Genomic DNA, 19,413 nt, shown 5'->3' on the forward strand with positions numbered 1-19,413 from the left:
ATCCGGCCCGTTCCTCGCGGTGAGTGACGTCGGCGGTCCCGTCCGCCGGGTAACCGAAGGGCGCCCTCCCACCCGTGGCCACGGGTGGGAGGGCGCCCTTCGGTTGCGCTCAGGCCGCGCCGGTGTCCTTGGCGCGGGCCTTCAGCGCGCGGACCACTCCGTCGCGTCCCTCGAGGACCAGCCGCCGTAGCGGGGCCGGGTGCCCCGCGCGGTCCAGCCACGCGTCGGTGAGCGCCACGGTCTCCTCACTGATCTGGTAGGCCGGGTACGCCAGCATCGCGAAGTCCTGCGCCGGCTCGCTGTCGAGCGCCTCCCAGACGTCGCCCACGACCTCGAAGTACTTCGCCGCGTACGGCGCGGTCAGCGCGGTCTGGGCCGGGTGCTGGAAGCCCTGCAGCAGCGACCGCTGCAACCAGTTGGGCAGGCCGTGGTCGGAGACCAGCCGGCGCCAGGTCTCGGCCTTCGACTCCGGCGTGGGTACCAGTGCCCGGGCGAGCGCGGCCTGCCGCTCGCCGCTGGCGGTCCGGTCGGCGTCGAGCTCCGCCTCGATCCTGTCCGGCCCGGCCGCGCCGTTCGCCACCAGCGAGTGCAGCAGACCCCACCGCAGGTCGGCCTGGATCACCAGCCCGTCCGGGACGTTCTCGCCGCGCAGCCAGTCGGCGATGATGGCGAGGTCGGCGCCCTCGCGGGCGGCGGCGGCGTACGCCCGGGCCCAGGCAAGCTGGAAGCCGCTGCCCGGAGTCGCCCGCTCCGCCATCCGCTCGGCGGTGCGGGCCAGCTGCTGCCATCCCTCGGGCGCCCAGCCTTCGTCGGCGTAGAACGCCAGCGCCGAACGGGCCTGGCCGAGCGTCGCGGTGACCAGGTTGATGTCCTTCTCGTCCGGCAGTCCGCGGACGACCATCCGGACGTAGTCGCGGGCCGCCAGCTCGCCGTCGCGGGCCATGTCCCAGGACGCGGCCCAGCACAGGGCGCGGGCAAGCGGGTTGTCGAAGCCGGAGATGTGGTCGACGACGGTGGCCATCGACCGCTCGTCCAGGCGCAGCTTCGCGTACGTCAGGTCGTCGTCGTTGAGTAGCAGGACGTCGGCGGCGGGCCGGCCGGCGAACTGCGGGATCCCGGTCCGCGCACCATCGATGTCGACCTCGATGTGCTCGCGGCGCACCAGGCGGGAGTCTTCCAGGTCGTACAGGCCGATGCCGATGCGGTGGGTGCGCAGTGTCGGGTACCGCTCCGGGGCGTGCTGGAGTACCGCAACGGACTCGTACGTGCCGTCCGCGGCAAGCGTGATCTCCGGACGCAGCGTGTTGACCTGCGAGGTCTCCAACCACTGGGCCGCGAACTTGCGCAGCTCCTTCCCGGACGCCGCCTCCAGCGCCGACAGCAGGTCGTCGAAGGTGGCGTTGCCCCAGGCGTGCTTGGCGAAGTAGGCGCGCAGCCCGGCCAGGAACGGCTCGATCCCCACGTACGCGACGAGCTGCTTGATGACGCTCGCGCCCTTGGCGTACGTGATGCCGTCGAAGTTGACCTCGACGGCGTCGACGTCGGGCATCTCGCAGTAGACCGGGTGGGTCGACGAGAGCTGGTCCTGCCGGTATCCCCAGTTCTTGCGTACCGACAGGAACGTCGTCCAGGCGTCGGAGAAGCGGGTGGCGCCCGTGTTGGCCCAGTGGCTGGCCCACTCGGCGAACGACTCGTTCAGCCACAGGTCGTCCCACCAGCGCATGGTGACCAGGTCGCCGAACCACATGTGGGCCATCTCGTGCAGGATGGTGTTGGCCCGCTGCTCGTACTCGTAGTCGGTGACCTGGCTGCGGAAGATGTAGTGCTGCTCGGCGTGGACCACGCAGCCGAAGTTCTCCATCGCGCCGGCGTTGAAGTCCGGGCTGTAGACCTGGTCGTACTTCGGCAGCGGGTAGCGCACACCGAACTCGCGGTGGAAGAAGTCGAAGCCCTGCTTGGTGATGAGCAGGATGTCGTCGGCGTCGAGGTGGCGGGCCATCGACGCGCGGCAGAACACGCCCAGGTCGATGCCGTCGTGGGTTTCGCGCACCTCGTGGTACGGCCCGCCGCAGATCGCCGTGATGTACGTGCTCATCCGCGGCGACCGGACGAAGTGCGCGGTCTTGGCGCGCTCCATCCCGGCGACCGGCTCCTCGCGCTCGATCGGCATGTTGGACACCAACCGCCAGTGCGCCGGGGCGGTCACGTGCCAGGTGAACTCGGCCTTGAGGTCGGGCTGGTCGAAACAGGCGAACACGCGCTGCGCGTCGGCGGTCTCGAACTGGCTGTAGAGGTAGACCTCCTTGTCGACCGGGTCGACCGAGCGGTGCAGGCCCTGGCCGACCGACGAGTACGCGCAGTCAGCGTCGACGACGAGGACGTTCTCGGCGGCGAGACCGGGTACGACCAGGCCGGAGTCGGCGGCCCAGCCGGAGATGTCCAGCGGCTCGCCGTTGAGGGTGGCGCCGCGCAGCGAGTCGGCGGCGATCTCGATGAACGTCGTCGCGCCGGGCTCGCGGCAGCTGAAGCGCACCTCGGTCACTGACCGGAACGTGCCCTCCCCGGGGTAGCCGGTGCCGTCGGTGAGATCCAGACTGATGTCGTATGCCGAGACATCGAGCAGGCGGGCCCGCTCGACGGCCTCCACCTGCCTGAGGTTGCGAACTCCGGCCACGGTTGTCGTCTCCATCTTGTCAATCAGGGGTGACGTCTCATCGGTGAAGGGCGAATCGGTGAAGGGCGAAGCCTTCGCGCTCTCCGGCGACGGGGGCGGTCCCCAGCGGTTCAGATCAGGCTAGGAAGGGATCCTTTCATAACTGCCTGAGGGCCATGAAGTGGCGCAGGTCACGTTACGGCAGTGTCGCTGTGCCTACCCGGCGGGGTCAGGATCGGTAAGGAGTGCCAGCCCCTGTCACACCTGAACAACGTGAGGAGTCGTCGTGACCGAGCGTGTCACCGCCGAGATGTGGTTCGATCCCGCCTGCCCGTGGGCCTGGATCACCTCCCGTTGGTTGCTCGAGGTGGAGAAGGTGCGCCCGGTCGACATCCGCTTCCACGTCATGAGCCTGGCCGTTCTGAACGAGAACCGCGAGGACCTGCCCGAGCAGTACCGGGAGTTCCTCAAGACCGCATGGGGGCCGGTGCGGGTGGCGATCGCCGCCGAGCGCAAGTACGGCAACGAGTCGCTGCGCCCGCTGTACACCGCCCTGGGTACCCGCATCCACCTCGGCAAGCAGGAGCGCGATCGGGCACTGTACGAGGCGGCCCTGTCCGACGCCGGGCTGCCGGTCGAACTCGCCGACGCCGCCGAGTCGACCGAGCACGACGAGGCCCTGCGCGCCAGCCACGAGGCCGGCATGCGCCCGGTCGGGATGGACGTCGGTACGCCGGTCATCCACGTACCCGGCCCCGACGGCCAGCAGATCGCGTTCTTCGGCCCGGTGGTCACGCCGGCGCCGAAGGGTGAGGCGGCCGGCCGGCTCTGGGACGGCACCCTGCTCGTCGCCGGTACCCCGGGCTTCTTCGAGCTCAAGCGCACACGCGACGTGGCTCCGTCGTTCGAGTGACGCCGGCGCTACGGCGGAAGCCGCGGCTCGTTCGTTCGGACTGTTAACCCCGACTGTCGCACATTCGCCTCGTGGCGTGCGTCACGGCTGTGTATCGCTCATCGTTACGTCTCGTCGGTACAGCTTCCCCGACCGAGGAGGACCGGTGTCGACCAGCGTGGATCCGAAGCCCACCGAGACCGCCGTCGCCGCCGAGGCGGTGGAGGGCAGCCGGCCGGCCGCGTGCTGGTCGGTCCGGGGGACCGGCTGGTACGGCCGGCTGCCCGACGAGGTGGTGGAACTGCTCGCCCCGCCCATCGTGGTCTCGGCCGAGACGTTCGGCTCCGCCGGCCGCAACCGGTCGGCGGGTGACGCCGTCCTGCCTGGTGACGCGGCCGGGCCTGGTGACGCGGCCGGGTCTGGTGACGTGGCCGCGCCGGGTGGAGCCGGCGACACCGCCGCGCCGGTCCCGTACTGGCCCAGGCACGCCGCGCCCGACGAGGCCCCCACCCGCCTCATCAAGCCGGGGTGGGCGCGGCGGATGCGCCACCGGCGCCGCTCCCACGCGAGCTGACCGCGCCGCCGTAGCCACCCGGTACGGGAGCCACCCGGTACGGGAGCCACCCGGTACGGGAGCCACCCGGTACGGGGCGGTGCCCGGCCGGGTGCATGTGGCCCGAGTCCGCACGGGACGCCCGGTGCCGTCCATCCCTTGGACCGGTGCCGGGCGGAGGGGAGCGACCGGCCTCGAACGGATACCGTCGGCCCATGACGATCGTCCACCCGATCGCCCGGGCCTGGCTGACCACCGGCGGCCCCGCCGGGCAGACCACCGCGGCGCAGAACTACGACGAGTTCGCCGACGACGCCGAGATCACCGCGATCATCTCCGCCAACCCGTCCAGCGCTCTCGCGGTGGAGATGCCACACCGGGCGCCGGAGAGCGTGGGGCGGCCCTTCGCCGACTGCCTGCCCGACGCCGTGGCCCGGCTGGCCACCGCCAAGGAGCAGGGCCGTTACGCCGCGGCCGACGACGTGGTGGTGCTGTACCGCATCACCGGTCCCGACGGGACGCGCGGCTACGGGCTGTGGACCATGGTCGAGACGGCGCAGATCTCCACCAGCGCCGACGAGCCCGGCCTGGTGATCCGCAACGAGGACGTGTTCATCGAGAAGGTCCGCGAACGGGTCGCCCTCGCCAAGGCCACCGAACACCTGCTGTCGCCGGTCCTGCTGCTGCAGACCGCGGGCGGCGACGACCTGCACACCGCCCTCGCCTCGGCCGTCGCGGAGGCGGGCGAGCCGGCCGCGCGCGACACCGACCCGGCCGGGCGTATCCACGAGATCTGGCCGGTCGGCCCTGGCGACACCCGGGACCGGCTGCTCGCCCTGGCCGGCGGCGGGGAACTGGTCGTCGCCGACGGCAACCACCGCAGCCTGGCCGCCCAGATCGCCGACCTGCCGCGCTTCCTGGCGGTCGTCACGACCCCCGCGTCGGTGGCGATCCAGCCGTACAACCGGCTGGTCGCCGAGCTGTCCCTGACGCCGGCGGAACTGGTCGCGCGGCTCACCGCGGTGGGTGCGACGGTCACCGCGCTGACCGGTACCCCCGCGGTCCCCGCTCAGGGCGGCACGGTCCACCTGTACACGGCGGCCGGTGCCTGGGCGGTGACGCTGCCCGCCGCCGGCTCCGCCCAGGTCGTCGACGACCTCGACCACGCACTGGTCGAGCGGTACCTGTTCGGTGACGTCCTCGGCCTCGACCCGGGTGACAAGCGGATCACGTACGTCGGTGGTGACTATCCCGCTGACTGGCTCCGCGCGGAGGTGGACGCGGGCCGGGCCGAACTGGCCGTGCTGATCGCGCCGGTGACCGTGGACGATTTCGTCGCGGTCAATCTCGCCCGGCTGAAGATGCCCCGCAAGAGCACCTGGTTCACGCCCAAGGCCCGCGCCGGACTGGTGGTCGCCGACCTCACGGCCGAGAGCTGAGCCGTTTTCGCGGTGGAGGGGTGAGCCGTGATATACCCAGGCCGCTTGATCGAGCGGAGCTGGGAGAGGGTGCATGCGCTTCTTCATCGCGCTGGCGGTGTTCGCCGTCGGCATGGGGCTGTACGCGGCGGCGGCGCTGATGTTCGACCGGCGTCACGTGCTACACGGGTGGCGCGCCGCCCGCCGGGCCCGGGCCGGTGACTCACCGGAGGCAGCCGGTCGCGCGTCCGTGGCGGTGCGGGCGGCCAGCACGCTGCCGCCGTCGGTGCTGGTCCTCGGGCTCGTAGTGATCGGTACCCTGTTGATGCTCGGCTCGTGCGCGGGCCTGATCGTGTGGTGACAGACTCTGTCGCATGCGCGTTTACCTGGGCTCCGACCATGCCGGATACGAACTGAAGGTCCACCTTGTCAGCCACCTGCCGACGCAGGGCTACGAGGTAGTGGACGTGGGACCGGCCGCGTACGACCCCGAGGACGACTACCCGGCCTTCTGCCTGCACGCCGGTGCCCGGGTGGTCGCCGACCCGGGCGCCCTCGGCATCGTGATCGGCGGCTCCGGCAACGGCGAGCAGATCGCGGCGAACAAGGTCCCCGGCGTACGCGCGGCGCTGGCCTGGAACGTCGAGACGGCGCACCTGGCGCGGGAGCACAACGACGCCAACGTGGTGGCCGTCGGTGCCCGGATGCACACGCTCGACGAGGCCACCCGGATCGTCGCGGCGTTCCTGACCACCCCGTTCTCCGGTGGCGAGCGGCACCTGCGGCGGATCGGCCAGATCGCGGAGTACGAGAAGAGCCACGAGCTGCCCCCGCTGCCGTAGCCACGGCGCCGTCTCCCCGCGGTCGTAGGCACGGGTGCGGCCTCCGGCTCGCGGAAGTGTCCACGATCGCCGGCGGGGGACGGCTCAGTGGCGGGCGCCGCCCCGAGGTGGCAGGTCCTCGCGGGGCACCCAGCCGCGGCGGACGATCACCAGCTCCGCCTCGGCGGCCGCGAGGTCGGCGTCGGTCGGCCGGGCGGCGTCCCGGGCCCGCAGCGCCGCCGCGACGCTGACCTGTGACGAGCCACCGCCGACCAGGCCACGCAGTCCCCGCTCGGTCTGGTCCTCGGCGGTCGACCGGGCGGGCACGGCATCCTTGCCCACACCCGGCTTGTCCACACCCGGCTTGTCTGCGCCCGGCCGCGGCTCGGTGTCGTCCGGGTGCCCCGCGGTGCCGCCGGGGTTCGGCCGGTCGTCCTCGGGGTCCAGCACCTCTGCGGTCATCGCGAACGCGCCGCGCTCGGCCAGGTCGTGGGGAGTCGGGGCACGTGGCGCCCCGACGGGCGCCGCGCCGGCGGTGACCGCGTCCGTGTCGGCCGCGCCGGCGGTGACCGCGTCCGTGTCGGCCGCGTCGGCCGCGTCGGCGGTGACCGCGTCGGCGTCAGCCGTGATCGCATCCGTGGCCGCGGCGTCGACCGTGACCGACGCGGCAAGCTCGGCGGACCGTGGCCGTCGCGTCCGGCGCCGCCGCCGCTCCGTACCCATGCCCGGGACTCTAGAAGATGTCGAGCGCCGACGGTGCCCGGTGCCAGCCGAACGCCGCCGCGACCGCCGTGACGGCTCCCGGGCGCAGCTCGCGGACCCGGCCCGCGGCCACCAGCGAGCCGAGCGTGGTACCGCCCAGGTACAGCGCGCCCAGGTCGGCGACGTCGCAGGCCAGGTCGGCCGGGTCGGTCGTCGGGGTGCAGGCCGCGCCGGCCCCGTCACCGGTCAGTCGCCACCTGCCGGCGTTGTCGGCCAGCAGGCCGTCGGTGACCTCGACCACCACGTCGACCGGCGCGGCGTACCGGCGGGCCGACAGCGCGGCCGGTACGTCAACCACCCGTACCCACAGCGAGTCCGCCACCCGCTCGCCCAGCGCCCGGGGCTCGTTGACCAGGTGGCGCAGCGGCTCGTCGGCGGCCGCGAACCCGTACTGGACGGTCCGGGCCAGGTCGACCGAGAACAGGAACTCCCACAGCGCCAGGTACGCGTCCGGCGTCGCGGCGACCAGTTCGACCACCTGGACCTTGCCCTTCGGGCCGGTCTCGTCCCACTCGCCCTTGCGCCGCCACAGCGCGTACCCGTCCGTGCCGTCGGGCCCCTCGAACAGCACGGCCCGTCGCTCGGTGTGGCCCTGCCGGCGCGACGGCGGGTCCTCCAGTCGCCAGCTCCACCAGTTGCCGTTGCGGCTTGACCAGCCCGGACGGGCGGCGCGCACCCGCTCGTACACCTGCTCCAGCTCCTTGCGGACCTGCTCCGGCGCGGCGTCGCGGAGCCGGCCCGCCGCCGGGTCGGCCGGCCGGTTGATCCGGACCTCGCGCTTGTCGACCATGACGGTGTGGCGCAGCCCGGCCAGCCCGTACCCGAAGCGCTGGTAGATCCGGCCCTCGCTGGCCCACAGCAGCGCGATCGGCTCGCCGCGCCCGCGGACCTCGTGCAGCTGCCGGGTCATCAGCCGGGTGAGCAGGCCGCGGCGCCGGTGCGTGGGCCGCACCCCGACCAGCGTGACGTGCGCGGCCGTCACGACGGCGCCCGGCACCGTCACCTCGCGGGTGTACGCCCCGGCGTGCGCGACGACCCCGTCGGCGTCGTGCTCGGCGACGTGGGACCGGGCGGGTTCGAAGACCAGCCGGTCCTTGGCGAGCTCCTCCTCGGGGAAGTCATCGCCGAAGGCGGCCGAGAGGACGTCGAAGACCCGGGGGAAGTCGTCCATCGAGTCGAGCGTGCGCAGGTGGTACGGATCACGTGTCACCGCACCTGTCTACCGGTTCGGCTGCCCGGCCGCGAGCAATTTGCCCGACCGTTACCCTGAGACTCGCCTAGGGGGAGGTTGGATGACTGCGAACGGTACGCGGTTGCTGGATCTTGTCTGTGGTCCGGCCGGTCCGCTGCCGGAAACGCACCAGCGCTACCGGCTCGTCGCACACCTCGGCTCCGGTGGCCAGGCCGACGTCTACCGGGCGGTCCGGCTGTGCGGGGGAGTCTCGTCGGCGCCGTTGACGGTCAAGGTCTTCCGGGTCGACCCGCGCCGGCCCCTGGTGGACGAGCTGCGCTCCTGGGACAAGGGCGACGCCGCCCTGATGGACCTCAACAACCGGGGCGTACCGGCGATCTGCCGGCGCGCCGATGGCTTCTACGGGCCGCCGCCGCACCGTCCCGGGGAGGTTTCCGACGACGGCGATGCGGTGCCCTACCAGGTGTACGACTACCTGCACGGGATCAACCTGCGCCAGTACGTGGTCGACCGGGCCGGGCTGGAGTCGGGCGCCCGCCGGCTCAACGCGGTCACCGCGCTGGCCACGCTCGCCGGCGTGCTGCGCGCGCTGCACCACCCGCAGGAGCCCGGCGCCACGCCGGTACTGCACATGGACATCAAGCCGTCCAACGTGATGGTGCTGGCCACCGGCGAGGTGAAGTTGATCGACTTCACCGGTGCCCGGTACTGGCGCCCCGAAGAGATCACCCAGATCGCGTACACGCCGGAGTCCGGCGGTCCGGAGGCGTTCGCGGGGGTCTCGCAGATGGGGCCGGCATACGACGTACACGGCTTCGGCGCGGTGGCGTACTTCCTGGTCACCGGCGAGTACCCGCGCGAGCCGGGCCGCCAGTCGTCGGCCGGTGAGGAGTCGCCGCCGGCCTGGAGCGTGCTGCGCCGCCATCAGGTACTCGAACAGGTCCCCGCGCTCCGCGACCACCTGCACCAGATCCTCGCCGACCGGCCGGCCGACCGGCCGACCACCCTCGAACTGCCGGGCTGGACGGAGCGCCTGGCCGAGTTGGTGCGCCGCAGCGGTACGCCCGACGTCGGGGTCGACTGGGGCGAGTCGGAGACGGCCCGGGTCATCGGGCGGGCCCGGCCACGGCCACCGGTCGCCGGTACCGAGACGGACGCCTTCCAACGGATCGAGAAGCTCGAGCGCGAGCTGGTCGAACTGCGGGCCGCCCTCGCCGCCCCCGACGACCTCGCTACCCGGGTGGCCGCGCCGGCGGTGACCGGTACCGGTGCCGCGCCCGGCCTCGCTACCCGGGTGGCCGCGCCGGCGGTGACCGGTACCGGTGCCGCGCCCGGCCTCGCTACCCGGGTGGCCGCGCCGGCGGTGACCGGTACCGGTGCCGCGCCGACCTCGCCGGTGTCACCCGCCGGGCCGGCGCAGATCCGTGGCCGGGCCAGCGTCCCGCCGCCCAAGCGCGTCGACCCCACCGAGACGCTCCTCAGTGCCGACCCGGAGCCCGCCGACTGGCCGCAGCGCCCCCGGGAGGCGCCCGGCATGCTCAAGCGCGGCTGGGAGCTGTCCGGGGTCGGGGCGTTCTTCGCATTCATCTGCTGGGGTATCTGGGCGGCGAGCGCACGGGGCAACCTGGCGGGACCGCTGCTGGCGTTCTCCCTGGTGCTCGTGGTCGCCGCCGGTGTGTTCGCCGTGGCCCGGCTGCTCGGCCGCCTCATCCTGGTGCAGCGGCTGGGGCGGGTGCGGCGCAGCGCCAAGGGCGCCCATGCGGTCACCGGGCTGTTCCTGGTCGCGGCCGGGGTCGCCTACCTGCAGCAGACGCCCTGGGTGATGCAGCTGTACCGCTGGTTGTCCGGTACCGCCTGACCGCTCCCGCCGGACGGGCCGGTCCGCGGCGAGGTCGAGGATCCCGGAACCGGCGAAGGCCCGGGCCGAGCGGCCCGGGCCTTCGTGGTGGAGCGGGCGACGGGAATCGAACCCGCACCGTCAGTTTGGAAGGCTGGCGATTGCTGCCCTGAGATGCCCGAAACGCCTGCTCGCCGACGCAGCCGAAGTGACCACTCGTGACCGTTCATGACCGTGGGTGGACCCGGTTACCGGCACGCGGACGGCACGGCACGCGGCTGTCGCCGCTCTGCCCCGTCCCCCCGATAGGCGTGGAGACCCGATAGGCGTGGAGAGTCGAGCACCGGGGGACGGGACACCGACCCGCCTGGTCGTGTCGCCGGGCCGAGGCAGATCCGATCTCGTGCGAGACTTCCGCGGTGACCGATTTCAGCATCCGTCCGGCCACCTCGGCTGATGCCGATTTCCTGGTGAACATGCTCGTGGAGGCCGTGAACTGGTTGCCTCAGCGCAACTGGTCTCGGGGCCAGATCATGACGGACCCGTCGCTGGCGCACTATGTCAGCGGTTGGATGCGACCGGATGACTTCGGTGTCGTTGCCGTGGACTCGGCTGATTGTCCAGTCGGCGCGGCCTGGCTCCGCTTCCTGGCCGCCGCTGATCCGGGCTACGGGTACGTGAGTGACGATGTGCCGGAGCTGACCATCGGTGTGGTGGAACCAGCGCGCGGCCGAGGTGTCGGCCGCGCGCTCGTGCGCGCTGCTCTGGATGCCGCGCGGGACCGTGGCGTGCGGTCGGTGTCGCTGAGCGTGGAGCGGGCGAACTTCGCCGCGCAGTTGTACGCCGCTGAAGGGTTCCGCACGGTCGAGTCGTTCGAGGACTCGGACACGATGGTCGCCGAGATCGGGGCCTGACAGCTTCGTGGTGCGGCCGGCCGGCGCGTGCGCGGCGGGCCGGAGGTCCAGAGCGCGCCGCGCCGCGCCGGCACGGTCGCGCCGCGCTTGCGCGGCGCCCTTGACGACGGTCGACCCGAGCCGCAGGCGGTCAAGGCGTACTGCCTCCTTCGGGCGATCTTCTCGACGGCCGTCAAAGAGGACGAGATCGTGCCCAAGAACCCATGCCGGGTGAAGGGGTACGACACCTACCACACCCCGGAGCGGCCGACCGCCACCGTCGCCCAGGTCCACGCGCTCGCCAGTGCGGTGCCGCACCGGTTCTCGGCGCTGGTGATCGTCGCGGCGTTCTCCGGGCTGCGCTGGGGCGAGCTGGCCGCGCTGCGGCGCTGCGACGTGGACCTCACCGCTGGCACGGTGCGAGTGCCGCGCAAGCTGGCCGCGCTCCGCAACCGGATGGAGTTCGGGCCGCCGAAGTCCGACGCGGGCGTGCGGACGGTGACGCTACCGGCCGCTGCGGTCGCCGCGCTGCGCCCTCACCTCTTGGCGCACGTCGGCTCCGAGCCCGAGGCGCTTGTGTTCACCGGAGAGAAGGGCGCGGTGCTGCGGTCCGGCAACTTCCGCCGTGCGGTGAAGTGGGCCGACGCGGTGAAGGCGGCCGGGATCGCTGGGGACTTTCACTTCCACGATCTTCGACACACCGGCAACACGCTCGCGGCGGCGGCCGGGGCGAGCACACGGGAGCTGATGCATCGGATGGGGCAGTCCAGCATGCGCGCGGTGCTGATCCACCAGCACGCGACGAGCGAGCGGGACCGGGAGATCGCGGCCGGGATGGACCGCCGGATCACCGGGCAGGCGGGTCGCAAGGCCAAGCGCAAGCGGCGCGGGAAGACGGGCGACGACGGCGACGACGGAGCGGCCGGCGTGCTGGCACGGGTGGGCTAATGGCCCGCGGCTGGCACGCAAGGTCAAGGATCTAGGAAATGACGAAGGCCCAGGATCGGCGATCACACCGACTACCTGGGCCTTCGTACGTGGAGCGGGCGACGGGAATCGAACCCGCACCGTCAGTTTGGAAGACTGAAGCTCTGCCATTGAGCTACGCCCGCATCGCCGCGACTGGCGCGGTGGCCCCTAGGGTACCGATTGACATTTCCCCCGCTGAAGCAGGGGGATCCAACCCTCGCGGGTTGAGCTTTCTGCTTCGCCGACCACAGCCGACCCGAGTCAACGGCGAGGGACGGTGTACCGCCCATCGGTCTTACGCGGTCTCCACAGACGTTACTTCCCGCCAGCCCGGCGATAGGCCCGACCGGCTTGGTTGTCCCCGGCCAGGTTGTCGCCGGCCAAGCGCACAGAAAGTAGCACACATGTTCGCCCACGCGCCATGGATTGCCGCGCCGGTCCGCCGTGGCGGCGAACCGGCTTTCCTTGCCCTGCTGCCACAGGAGATCCGTTTCCTCCCCCGCCTGAAGGTGGGGTATCCACGGCGGGGTGTCCACGAAAGGAATCTGGCGATGACCGCGTTCCCGTACGCGCGGGCCACCGGCGACCGGCCCGGCGTGGTGGCCACGCGATCGCCGGGAGGCTGCCACGCGATCGCGGGGAGACGGTAGGAATAGCGGTGGGGAGGTATAGAAGAGACGGGTGGCGCGACGGGAGATGACATGAACGCATACACTTCTCGTCGCCACCGGGGTGTGGCGCAGCTTGGTAGCGCACTCGCTTTGGGAGCGAGGGGCCGTGGGTTCAAATCCCGCCACCCCGACCGAGACCGTCGGCGGCCGTCCCGCCGGCGGGGCGTCAGCCCGCCCGTAAGGACCCCGGGCCGGCTCGCCTAGACTTTTCGCGGCCGATGCGGCCTCATCCGTCACATCACGAGGAGTACCTGTGAAGAGCACCGTCGAGACTCTCAGCCCGACCCGCGTGCGGCTGGCCATCGAGGTGCCGTTCGCCGAACTCGAACCGAGCCTCAAGAAGGCCTACCGCGAGATCGGCTCGCAGGTCACCATCCCGGGCTTCCGGCGTGGCAAGGTTCCGACCGCTGTGATCGACCAGCGGGTGGGCCGCGGCGCCGTCCTGAACGAGGCCGTCCAGGACGTCATCCCGACCCAGTTCCTCGCCGCCGTGCGTGAGCACGAGGTCAAGACGCTCGGCCGGCCCGAGGTGGAGATCACCGAGTTCGCCGACGGCGCGCCGCTGAAGTTCACCGCCGAGATCGACGTACGGCCCGAGATCACGCTCCCGGACCTCGACACGATCGAGGTGACCGTCGACGAGATCCAGCTCGGTGACCAGGAGATCGAGGAGCAGCTCTCCGGGCTGCGGGACCGCTTCTCCACCCTCAAGACGGTTGAGCGGGCCGCCGCGAACGGTGACTACGTCCAGATCGATCTGGCCGCGACCGTCGACGGCGCGGAGGTCGAGGGCGGCACCGCGACAAACGTCTCGCACGAGGTCGGCAGCGGCCAGCTGCTGCCCGGCCTGGACGACGCGCTGGTCGGCATGTCCGCCGGCGACTCCACGACCTTCACCACCCAGCTCGTCGGCGGTGAGTACGCCGGCCGCGACGCCGAGGTGGCGGTGACCGTCCGGACGGTCAAGGAGAAGCAGCTGCCCGAGCTCGACGACGACTTCGCCCAGCTGGCGAGCGAGTTCGACACCCTCGACGAGCTGCGCGCCGACCTGCGTACCCGGCTGGAGCGGGTCAAGCGCGTCGAGCAGCTCTACGACGCCCGCGACAAGGCGCTGAAGGCCATCGTCGAGGCGGCCGCCGTCCCGGCTCCCGAGGGCGTCGTGCGCGAGGAGGTCGAGCAGCGCAAGGAGGCGATGAACGACCAGCTGCAGCGCATCGGCGCGTCGATGGAGGAGTACCTCCAGGCCGAGGGCAAGTCCCAGGAGGAGATCGACAACGAGCTGACCGAGGCGGCCGAGGATGGCGTGCGCATCCAGCTCGTCCTGGACACGCTGGCCGACGCCGAGGAGATCCAGGTCTCCGACGACGAGTTCGGCCACGAGATCGTCCACCGGGCGCAGCGCGCCGGCGTCTCGCCGCAGCAGTACTACGACCAGCTCATCAAGTCCGGCATGGCGGCAGCCGTCTTCGGTGACGTCCGCCGCGGCAAGGCGCTGGCGGCGGTCATGGAGCGAGTCAAGATCGTTGACACCGCCGGCAACGCGCTGTCCCTCGACGACCTTCGCGGTTCCGCCGGTGAGGGCGACGAGCACGACCACGACCACGACCACACCCACGAGGGCTGACATTTGGCCACGTCGCACCCGCCTTGCGCGGGTGCGACGTGTTTCATCGGTGGGTAGGGCGGGCAGGTGCGCTCAGAGCGAACAATGCGCCCAGCCCGACCATCGCGTCAGTCCCAGCGGCTAGTGTCGGCGTATCAAGGACTATCCCGAAGGGCTGCCATGACCGACCTTCACATTCCCGCGACCCCGGTCGCCCGAGGAGCCGACGCCGGCCTCGGCAACCTCGACGACTCGGTCTACAACCGGCTGCTCAAGGAGCGGATCATCCTGCTCGGCAGCGAGGTCAACGACCAGGTCGCCAACCGGATCTGCGCGCAGCTGCTGCTGCTGGCCGCCGAGGACCCGGAGCGCGACATCAACCTTTGGATCAACTCGCCCGGTGGTTCGGTCACCGCCGGCATGGCGATCTACGACACCATGCAGTTCGTCGGCAATGACGTGGTGACCGTCGCCATGGGCCTGGCCGCCTCGATGGGTCAGTTGCTGCTGTGCGCCGGTGCGAAGGGCAAGCGGTACGCGCTGCCCCACGCCCGGATCATGATGCACCAGCCGTCCGGCGGCATCGGCGGCACCGCGTCGGACATCGCGATCCAGGCTGAGCAGATGCTCTACACCAAGCGCATGTTCCAGGAGCGGGTGGCTTTCCACACGGGCCAGTCGCAGGATCAGATCGAGGCCGATTCCGACCGCGACCGTTGGTTCACCGCCCAGGAGGCGCTGGACTACGGCTTCATCGACCATGTTGTGTCCGGGGCGCGCCAGGTGCCGGCCGGCGCCGGGACCCGGGACTGAGGAGTAGCACGATGACTGACCTGAGCCTGTCCTCCGGCATGCGTGAGGTTCACAACCGGTACATCCTTCCGTCGTTCATCGAGCGCACGTCGTACGGGATCAAGGAGATGAACCCGTACAACAAGATGTTCGAGGAGCGGATCATCTTCCTCGGCGTCCAGATCGACGACGCCTCGGCCAACGACGTGATGGCTCAGCTGCTCACGCTCGAGTCGATGGACCCCGACCGCGACATCGTGATGTACATCAACTCACCCGGTGGCTCGTTCACGGCCATGACGGCGATCTACGACACGATGCAGTTCGTGCGGCCGGACATCCAGACCGTCTGCCTGGGGCAGGCGGCCTCGGCGGCGGCGGTCCTGCTGTCCGCCGGCACGCCTGGCAAGCGGATGGCGCTGCCCAACTCGCGGATCATCATCCACCAGCCGGCCACCGAGGGTGGGTACGGCCAGGGCTCCGACATCGAGATCCAGGCGCGCGAGATCCTGCGGATGCGCACCCTCCTCGAGGACCTACTGGCCCGTCACTCCGGCCAGTCGTCGGACAAGGTCCGCAAGGACATTGATCGGGACAAGATTCTGACGGCCGACGAGGCCAAGGACTACGGCCTCGTTGACCAGGTGCTGGCCAGCCGTAAGAAGTCTGCGCTGGCGCCGGCGCGCTGACGTAGCGGGGGAGGGGCGGGCGCCGGCGGGCGCTCCGCCCCCTCGCTTGTCCAGGTACGTCACGGTGGAATTGGGCGGCGAATCGGGCGCTCGACCCTCTCGTCGGGGCGCTCCTGCCCGGTACCATCAGCGGTGAAGGGGTCGGTCGTCCCGGCTCCGTCATATTGGCGGTGTCGACCGATAGTGGCGCCGCCGACGGTCGTTTGGTCGGATCCTGGGTCTGGTGCCCGATGACCGAGCGGCAACAGACAAGACACCGCACACGCGGGGGTCGGATAAGTGCCCGTGACCGGGTAACGTCGAGGCTGCGGCTGGCACCTAGGCCGAGAAGCGCCGGACGCTCCGGTGTACGTGGACGAGACCGGACGATGGTCCGGCCGTGAGGGCAGGGAGATACGTAGGTGGCACGGATCGGCGACGGTGGCGACCTACTCAAGTGCTCCTTCTGCGGGAAGTCGCAGAAGCAGGTGAAGAAGCTCATTGCAGGTCCGGGTGTCTACATCTGTGACGAGTGCATCGACCTCTGCAATGAGATCATCGAAGAGGAGCTCGCTGAGTCCGGCGACGTCAAGTGGGACGAGCTTCCCAAGCCGATGGAGATCTGCTCCTTCCTCGACCAGTACGTGGTCGGGCAGGAGCAGGCCAAGAAGGCACTGGCGGTCGCCGTCTACAACCACTACAAGCGGATCCAGGCGGACGCCGCCGGTTCCTCCAGCACCGACAACGTCGAGCTGGCGAAGTCCAACATCCTGCTCATCGGCCCCACCGGCTGCGGTAAGACGCACCTGGCGCAGACCCTGGCCCGGATGCTGAACGTGCCGTTCGCCATCGCCGACGCCACGGCGCTCACCGAGGCCGGCTACGTCGGCGAGGACGTGGAGAACATCCTCCTCAAGCTGATCCAGGCGGCGGACTACGACATCCGGCGCGCGGAGACCGGCATCGTCTACATCGACGAGGTCGACAAGATCGCGCGGAAGTCGGAGAACCCCTCGATCACCCGGGACGTCTCCGGTGAAGGCGTGCAGCAGGCACTATTGAAGATCATCGAGGGTACGGTCGCGAACGTCCCGCCGCAGGGCGGCCGCAAGCACCCGCACCAGGAGTTCATCCAGATCGACACCACCAACGTACTGTTCATCGTGGGCGGGGCGTTCGCCGGTCTGGACCGGATCATCGAGTCGCGGGTCGGCAAGAAGGGCCTGGGCTTCGGCGCTCACCTCCGGTCGGTCTCCGAGCGCAACCTCGACGACATCTTTGCCGAGGTCATGCCCGAGGACCTGCTCAAGTTCGGCATGATCCCCGAGTTCATCGGCCGGCTTCCGGTGATCACGAGCGTCCGTAGCCTCGACCGTTCGGCGCTGGTACGGATCCTCACCGAGCCACGCAACGCGCTCGTCCGGCAGTACCAGCGGCTGTTCGAACTCGATGGCGTCGAGCTCGAGTTCGCCCAGGAGGCGCTGGAAGCCATCGCCGACCAGGCGATCCTGCGCGGTACCGGTGCCCGCGGCCTCCGCGCGATCATGGAGGAGGTGCTCCTCTCGGTCATGTACGAGGTGCCGAGCAACCCCGACATCGGTCGCGTCCTGATCACCCGCGAGGTCGTGCTGGAGAAGGTCATCCCCACGATCGTGCCGCGGGACCTCGCCCGCCAGGCGGTGCGCCGCCACCAGCGCGAGGAGAAGTCCGCCTGATCATGTTGGCCCTCCCGCTGGGCGGGAGGGCCAATCCATACGTACCGCCGGCCGGCTCGGGTATCCGAGCCGGCCGTTCGGCGTACGGGCCGCCGTAGCAGTGGAGCCGGAGCCGCCCCCGGCATAGGCTGCACCGCATGAGGGTGGCGGTGTGTCAGCTCAACGCGCGCGACGATCGTGCTGAGAACCTACGGGTGGCCCGCGACCTGATTGGCCGGGCGGCGGCGGCCGGAGCCGACCTCGCCGTCCTCCCGGAGTACGTCGACTACCTCGGGCCGGCGGCCCGGGCGCCCAAGCCGGAGCCGGTCGATGGCGAGTTCGGCGAGCTGTTCGCCGAGGCGGCTCGCCAGCTCGGCATCTGGGTGCACGCCGGCTCGTTCCACGAGGTCGGCCCCGACCCCGAGCGGACGTACAACACGTCGCTGCTCTTCGGACCGGACGGCGCGCTCGCCGCGGTCTACCGCAAGATCCACCTGTACGACGTGGAGATCCCCGGCCGGGTCTCCTACCGCGAGTCGCGGACCGTCGCACCCGGTACCGAGATCGTCGTGGCGACGGCCGGCGCGCTACGGCTGGGCCTGTCGATCTGTTACGACCTGCGCTTCCCGGAGCTGTACCGGCAACTGGCGACCGCCGGAGCCAACGTGCTCGTGGTGCCCGCGGCGTTCATGATGCACACCGGCCGGGATCACTGGGAGGTGCTGCTGCGGGCGCGCGCGATCGAGAACCAGTGCTACGTGATCGCTGCCGGGCAGATCGGCGACCACGATCCCGGTCGTACCTGTTACGGCCGGAGCATGGTGATCGACCCGTGGGGGACCGTGATCGCCCAGGCCCCCGACGTCGTTGGTGTCACTGTCGCCAACGTCGACCTTGAACGGCTCACCACCATCCGCGCGGAGCTACCGAGTCTCGCCAACCGTCGACTCACCCGCAGTTGACAACGCCGTTCCGGCCCCCGGCCCGCCGTCGACGCCGGATGACGCCGTCGAAGGTCGGAACAACCGCACGCCCACCGCGTTGTACGCCCCTGTGACCAGTTGGGTCCCGAGGTCAGCGCCTACCTGGTACGTATCCGGGGCGCGCCACGGTAGCTCAGCGGCCACAGCGTTGTAATTCTCCGTGACCGATCGCGACCCACGAGTCAGTGTTCGCTGGTCAGCACGCCGATGATGGCGAGGCCGACGATGGCGGCGCCGACCACGAGGAGCGCGGTGGTCATCCGTGAACGTCCGCGCCGCGCGAGCCGCGCAGACGCGGCGACAAGGGTGACCAGCACGCATCCACCGATGACGACCTGCCAGATCGGAGCCAGGGTGGCGAGCAGTGCGTCGCCGCCGGTTGTCGCGGTTGCTGTGCAGCTGTAGTGACCGGAAGCGGTACAGCCACTCTGTCCGGAAGCGGTCGTGCCGGGGTACGCCGGGCTCATCTGCCCATTCAACTGCGTACGCGGGCGGCGTGGAAAGACGCGAGCGGTTGAGTCACGTGATCGGGAACATCTGGAGCCGATTTGACGTTGGTTCTCCCGCCGCGTAACTTTCTCTCTGCCCGCGGGGCAACCGGACGGAATCGGCCGGTTCCGCGAGCGCCACTTGCTGACACAGAAGTGGCAGCAGGACTATCTCGTGACACGGCCCCTCGGGGTTGTGGGAGCGAAGTAGGACCGCTAAAGTAGTCAAGCCGGCAGGAGCCGGGCGGGTGTAGCGCCGTGAAAGCAGTGCCGCCGGCCGGTCTGTCGGATTCCCCGACACCAAGGTCACCGATACGGTGATCTGGCATGTTCGGAAGCGACTTGAGAAGAGTTCAAACAAGGACTTGACGCGGTCGGTTCCGGTCGGTAGAGTTGGGGAGTTGCCCCGGATGCGGGTCGCCGATGGCGGTGCGGGTCTGGTGTGTGGTTGTTCTTTGAGAACTCAACAGGGTGCTTGTAAAGCCAGTGCCAAAGTTTGTTTGATACCCCGGCCGGCTGTCCCT

The 19,413-nt window shown here is 70.6% G+C and carries 17 protein-coding genes and 2 tRNA genes; 14 read left to right on the forward strand and 5 right to left on the reverse strand.

The window, feature by feature from the left end; translation table 11 throughout:
* Window positions 1-109: 109 nt before the first annotated feature.
* The gene (gene pepN, locus ACNTMW_RS31350) at window positions 110-2,689 is read right to left on the reverse strand and encodes an aminopeptidase N (RefSeq protein WP_426637587.1); all 2,580 of its coding nucleotides are present in this window, start codon (window positions 2,687-2,689) and stop codon (window positions 110-112) included.
* 250 nt (window positions 2,690-2,939) lie between these two features.
* Between pepN and ACNTMW_RS31355 the strand changes: the two genes are divergently transcribed.
* From ACNTMW_RS31355 to ACNTMW_RS31375, 5 genes are all read left to right on the forward strand, one after another.
* Window positions 2,940-3,566, forward strand: coding sequence for a mycothiol-dependent nitroreductase Rv2466c family protein (locus ACNTMW_RS31355; protein WP_426637588.1), 627 nt, complete (start codon window positions 2,940-2,942; stop codon window positions 3,564-3,566).
* Window positions 3,567-3,711: 145 nt separating this feature from the next.
* Window positions 3,712-4,119, forward strand: a complete 408-nt coding sequence (locus tag ACNTMW_RS31360) for a hypothetical protein (protein ID WP_426637589.1) — start codon at window positions 3,712-3,714, stop codon at window positions 4,117-4,119.
* Between the two features lie 194 nt (window positions 4,120-4,313).
* The gene (locus tag ACNTMW_RS31365) at window positions 4,314-5,537 is read left to right on the forward strand and encodes a DUF1015 family protein (protein WP_426637591.1); all 1,224 of its coding nucleotides are present in this window, start codon (window positions 4,314-4,316) and stop codon (window positions 5,535-5,537) included.
* Window positions 5,538-5,610: 73 nt separating this feature from the next.
* Complete coding sequence (locus ACNTMW_RS31370; protein ID WP_426637592.1) at window positions 5,611-5,877, forward strand: hypothetical protein; 267 nt, start codon at window positions 5,611-5,613, stop codon at window positions 5,875-5,877.
* Between the two features lie 13 nt (window positions 5,878-5,890).
* Window positions 5,891-6,358: a ribose-5-phosphate isomerase gene (locus ACNTMW_RS31375; RefSeq protein ID WP_426637593.1), complete on the forward strand. Its 468-nt coding sequence runs from the start codon at window positions 5,891-5,893 to the stop codon at window positions 6,356-6,358.
* Between the two features lie 84 nt (window positions 6,359-6,442).
* On the opposite strand, the gene ACNTMW_RS31380 is transcribed toward ACNTMW_RS31375, so the two are convergent.
* The gene (locus tag ACNTMW_RS31380; protein ID WP_426637610.1) at window positions 6,443-6,799 is read right to left on the reverse strand and encodes a hypothetical protein; all 357 of its coding nucleotides are present in this window, start codon (window positions 6,797-6,799) and stop codon (window positions 6,443-6,445) included.
* A gap of 271 nt (window positions 6,800-7,070) precedes the next feature.
* Window positions 7,071-8,270: a GNAT family N-acetyltransferase gene (locus ACNTMW_RS31385; protein WP_426637611.1), complete on the reverse strand. Its 1,200-nt coding sequence runs from the start codon at window positions 8,268-8,270 to the stop codon at window positions 7,071-7,073.
* A 121-nt stretch (window positions 8,271-8,391) separates the two neighbouring features.
* Here ACNTMW_RS31385 and ACNTMW_RS31390 point away from each other — a divergent pair, with 121 nt between their 5' ends.
* From ACNTMW_RS31390 to ACNTMW_RS31400, 3 genes are all read left to right on the forward strand, one after another.
* Entirely contained in the window at window positions 8,392-10,149 is a 1,758-nt protein-coding gene (locus ACNTMW_RS31390; protein ID WP_426637594.1) for a protein kinase domain-containing protein, read from the forward strand.
* A 398-nt stretch (window positions 10,150-10,547) separates the two neighbouring features.
* A complete protein-coding gene (locus tag ACNTMW_RS31395) occupies window positions 10,548-11,042 on the forward strand; it encodes a GNAT family N-acetyltransferase (protein ID WP_426637595.1) in 495 nt (164 codons plus the stop codon).
* Between the two features lie 87 nt (window positions 11,043-11,129).
* Window positions 11,130-11,969 carry a tyrosine-type recombinase/integrase gene (locus ACNTMW_RS31400; RefSeq protein ID WP_426637597.1) on the forward strand — a complete coding sequence of 280 codons (840 nt, stop codon included), beginning with the start codon at window positions 11,130-11,132 and terminating at the stop codon, window positions 11,967-11,969.
* A gap of 90 nt (window positions 11,970-12,059) precedes the next feature.
* On the opposite strand, the gene ACNTMW_RS31405 is transcribed toward ACNTMW_RS31400, so the two are convergent.
* Window positions 12,060-12,133, reverse strand: a tRNA-Gly gene (locus ACNTMW_RS31405).
* A 585-nt stretch (window positions 12,134-12,718) separates the two neighbouring features.
* Here ACNTMW_RS31405 and ACNTMW_RS31410 point away from each other — a divergent pair.
* From ACNTMW_RS31410 to ACNTMW_RS31435, 6 genes are all read left to right on the forward strand, one after another.
* Window positions 12,719-12,792: transfer RNA gene (locus ACNTMW_RS31410), tRNA-Pro, on the forward strand.
* Between the two features lie 122 nt (window positions 12,793-12,914).
* On the forward strand, window positions 12,915-14,285 hold the full coding sequence (tig, locus tag ACNTMW_RS31415) for a trigger factor (RefSeq protein WP_426637598.1): 1,371 nt from the start codon (window positions 12,915-12,917) through the stop codon (window positions 14,283-14,285).
* Window positions 14,286-14,444: 159 nt separating this feature from the next.
* Window positions 14,445-15,077, forward strand: a complete 633-nt coding sequence (locus tag ACNTMW_RS31420) for an ATP-dependent Clp protease proteolytic subunit (protein WP_426637599.1) — start codon at window positions 14,445-14,447, stop codon at window positions 15,075-15,077.
* 11 nt (window positions 15,078-15,088) lie between these two features.
* Window positions 15,089-15,745, forward strand: coding sequence for an ATP-dependent Clp protease proteolytic subunit (locus tag ACNTMW_RS31425; protein WP_426637601.1), 657 nt, complete (start codon window positions 15,089-15,091; stop codon window positions 15,743-15,745).
* Window positions 15,746-16,146: 401 nt separating this feature from the next.
* Window positions 16,147-17,439, forward strand: a complete 1,293-nt coding sequence (gene clpX, locus ACNTMW_RS31430) for an ATP-dependent Clp protease ATP-binding subunit ClpX (protein WP_426637602.1) — start codon at window positions 16,147-16,149, stop codon at window positions 17,437-17,439.
* 137 nt (window positions 17,440-17,576) lie between these two features.
* Window positions 17,577-18,380, forward strand: a complete 804-nt coding sequence (locus tag ACNTMW_RS31435; protein WP_426637604.1) for a carbon-nitrogen hydrolase family protein — start codon at window positions 17,577-17,579, stop codon at window positions 18,378-18,380.
* 203 nt (window positions 18,381-18,583) lie between these two features.
* On the opposite strand, the gene ACNTMW_RS31440 is transcribed toward ACNTMW_RS31435, so the two are convergent.
* Window positions 18,584-18,868, reverse strand: coding sequence for a hypothetical protein (locus ACNTMW_RS31440; protein ID WP_426637605.1), 285 nt, complete (start codon window positions 18,866-18,868; stop codon window positions 18,584-18,586).
* Between the last annotated feature and the right edge of the window lie 545 nt (window positions 18,869-19,413).

The organism is Planosporangium spinosum, assembly GCF_049999945.1.
GTDB lineage: Bacteria > Actinomycetota > Actinomycetes > Mycobacteriales > Micromonosporaceae > Planosporangium > Planosporangium spinosum.